The 3,651-nt window shown below is 68.5% G+C and carries 2 protein-coding genes; both read left to right on the top strand.

Annotated elements, in window-relative coordinates:
* A partial coding sequence (locus ACWCSV_RS34445; RefSeq protein ID WP_451149185.1) for a beta-ketoacyl reductase occupies window positions 1-867 on the top strand: 867 nt, incomplete at its 5' end.
* A gap of 32 nt (window positions 868-899) precedes the next feature.
* Window positions 900-3,651, top strand: a 2,752-nt coding sequence (locus ACWCSV_RS34440; RefSeq protein ID WP_451149183.1) for a type I polyketide synthase, incomplete at its 3' end; no start/stop codon positions are given.

Raw genomic sequence — 3,651 nt, 5'->3', positions numbered from 1 at the left:
AATGCTCATCTGGATGCGTTGGTGGAGGTTCGTCGGGCTCGGGGGTTGGTGGCGAGTTCGGTGGCGTGGGGTTTGTGGGCGGGTGTGGGGATGGCCGCTGGTTCGGGTGGTGAGCGGTTGCGTGATTTCGGTATGGAGGGGATTGACGAGCGTCGGGGGATGTTGGCGTTGGGTCAGGTGTTGGACGCGGGTGAGGGTGCGGTGGTGGTGGCCGGCTTTGACTGGCCGGGTTTTGTGCCGACGTATACGTTGCGGCGGCCGAGTCGTCTGCTGGGGGATCTGCCGGAGGTGCGTGCGGTTCTCGCGGAGGAACAGGCGGCTGGTCCCGGTGCGGGTGTGGGTGTGGGTGTGGTGGGTGAGTGGGCGTCCCGGTTGGTGGGGGTGCCGGTGGGTGAGCAGCGTCAGGTGTTGACGGATCTGGTGCGTGTTCACGCGGCTGCGGTGCTGGGGCATGAGTCGGCTGAGGATGTGCTGCCGCAGCGGGCGTTCAAGGATCTGGGTTTTGATTCGGTTGGTGCGGTGGAGTTGCGGAACCGGCTCTCCAAGGAGGTCGGTGTCAGGTTGGCTTCCACGATGGTCTTCGACTATCCCAACGCCACCGCCCTCGCGGAGTACGTACGAGGCGAACTCGTCGGAACGGAACGCGCCGCGGTTCCGGAGGGCGACGCGGACGAGATGGCCCTCAGGGAGACGATCTCGGCGATCCCGCTGGCCCGCATCCGGCAGGCCGGCTTGTTGGACCTGCTGTTGCAACTCGCCGACCCGGCCCGGGGCAACGGCGAAGAGAGCCGAACGGACGCGGTCTCCATCGACGGGATGGATGCCGAGGACCTCATTCGGATAGCCCTCGACGGCAAAGACTCCTGACGCCCTTCCTCGTTGATTCGGAGCACATGATCATGGGAACGACCAACGACAGGCTCGTCGAAGCACTCCGTACCTCCCTCAAGGAAACCGAGCGGCTCCGGCAGCAGAACAGCGCGCTTCGTGCGGCGTCGAGCGAGCCCATCGCGATCGTGGGCGTGGGCTGCCGGTACCCGGGCGGAGTGACGGGGCCCGAGGAACTTTGGGACCTGGTGGCCGGCGGTGTCGACGCCATGGGTGGGTTCCCGGCCGACCGCGGCTGGGAATCCTTCGAGCAGGCGTTCGGCCGGGGGCAGGCGTACCGTCGGCAGGGCGGGTTCGTCTATGACGCGGCCGAGTTCGATGCGGGGTTCTTCGGGATCAGTCCGCGTGAGGCGTTGGCGATGGATCCGCAGCAGCGTTTGTTGCTGGAGACCTCCTGGGAGGCGATTGAGCACGGGGGGATCGATCCCAAGTCCCTGCACGGCTCGGCCACCGGCGTCTTCATAGGAGCGAACACGTCGGGATACAGCTCGGTTCTGCCGTCCGACGACGAAAGCCTGGACGGCTACCGGCTGATCGGAGCGGTGTCGGCGGTAGCGTCCGGCCGGATCTCGTACTGCTTGGGGTTGACCGGTCCTGCGGTGACGGTGGACACGGCGTGTTCGTCGTCGTTGGTGGCGATGCACCAGGCGGTGCAGGCGCTGCGGACCGGTGACTGCTCGATGGCGCTGGCCGGCGGTGTGGCCGTGATGGTCTCGCCCGGCGCGTTCATGGAGTTCGGGAGCCAGGGCGGTATGGCGTCGAGCGGCCGGTCGAAGGCGTTCTCGGAGGAAGCCGACGGGATCGGCTGGGGCGAGGGCGCGGGCGTGGTGCTGTTGGAGCGCCTGTCGGACGCCCGGCGTCACGGACATCAGGTGCTGGCGGTGATCCGTGGGAGTGCGGCGAACCAGGATGGTGCGTCGAACGGTCTGGCGGCGCCGAACGGTCCTTCGCAACGCCGGGTGATCCGCGCGGCCCTTGCCAACGCGCAGTTGTCGGCCGCGGATGTCGACGCGGTGGAGGCACACGGTACGGGTACGACGCTGGGCGACCCGATCGAGGCCGGAGCGCTGCTGGCCACCTACGGGCAGGCCGAGGACCGGGCTCCCGAACGGCCTTTGTGGCTGGGGTCGGTGAAGTCCAACATCGGTCACTCGCAATGTGCTGCGGGTGTGGCGGGTGTGATCAAGATGGTGATGGCGTTGCGGCACGGTGTGTTGCCGAAGACGCTGTTCGCGGAGGAGCCGTCCTCGCACGTGGACTGGGAATCCGGCAACGTCCGGCTGTTGCAGGAGGCGGTGGAGTGGCCGGCGGGTGAGCGTCCGCGTCGCGCCGGTGTCTCGGCCTTCGGCGTGAGTGGTACGAACGTCCACCTGATCGTCGAGGAAGCTCCGGTCCTGGTCGGTGAGTTGGAGCAGCCGGTGGAGACCCCGGCTCCGAAGGTTCTCAGGACCGCACCTTCGGTCTGGCCGGTGTCGGGTCGGAGTGCTGCGGCGTTGGCGGGTCAGGCGGGTCGGCTGCGTGAGTTCGTGGTGGCGCGGCCGGAGTTGTCGGTCGGTGACGTCGGGTGGTCGTTGGCGGTGACGCGTGCGGCGTTGGAGCACCGTGCGGTGGTGCTCGGTAGCGGGCGCGGTGAGCTGGCCGAGCGGCTGGCGGCGGTGGCGACGAAGCAGCCCGCGCCCGGCGTTGTCACGGGCTCGGTGGCACCTGCCGGTGTGGGGCGGACGGTGTTCGTCTTCCCCGGGCAGGGCAGTCAGTGGGTGGGGATGGGCCGTGAGTTGGCTGAGTCGTCTCCGGTGTTCGCGGCGAGGTTGGCGGAGTGTGGTGTGGCTCTGGCGCCGTATGTGGACTGGCGGTTGGACGATGTTTTGGCGGGTGTGCATGGGTTTGAGGCTGCGGATGTGGTGCAGCCGGCGTTGTGGGCGGTGATGGTGTCGCTGGCCGCGGTGTGGGAGGCGGCAGGTGTGTCGCCGGATGCGGTGGTGGGTCATTCGCAGGGCGAGATCGCGGCCGCCGTGGTGGCGGGGATCTTGTCCCTCGATGATGCGGCGAAGGTCGTGGCTCTCCGGAGTCGGACCCTGACGGCGTTGGCGGGTCGGGGTGGGATGCTCTCGATCGCGGAGCCGGTGGAGGGTGTGCGCCGGAGGATCGCTTCGTACGGCACGAGGTTGTCGGTCGCGGCGGTGAATGGTCCGGCGTCGACGGTGGTGTCCGGTGACGCGGACGCGTTGCGTGAACTGGCCGACTCCTGTGGGGAGTCGCCGCGTGCGCGGATGATTCCGGTGGACTACGCCTCGCACAGTGCGCACGTGGACGAGCTGAAGGAGGAGATCCTCGCCGTCCTGGAGGGTATCGCCCCGACCGAGGCGCGTATCCCGATGGTGTCGGCCTTGACGGGCGAGTGGCTGGCGGGTCCGGAGTTGGATCCGGCGTACTGGTACGCGTCGCTCCGGGAGACGGTGGAGTTCGAACGGGCGATCCGGCTGCTCGGTGAGGCGGGCCATGGGGTGTTCGTGGAGGTGTCCCCGCATCCGGTGCTGGTTCCGGCGATCGGGGACAGCCTGGAGGAGCGGGCCCCGGTGGTGGTGGGTACGTTGCGGCGGGACGACGGTGGTGCCGAACGCCTGATGGCCTCGTTCGCCGAGGCGTATGTGCAGGGTGCTGCGGTGGGGTGGGCTTCGGTGCTGGGTGAGGGCTCGGTGGTGGAGTTGCCGACCTACGCTTTCCAGCGGCGGCGTTACTGGCCCGAGGCTCCGGTGCTGGAGC

The organism is Streptomyces sp. NPDC001770 (genome assembly GCF_053596135.1).
Note: the sequence above shows the minus strand (reverse complement) of the source record. Positions and strands in the feature narration are given on the sequence as shown.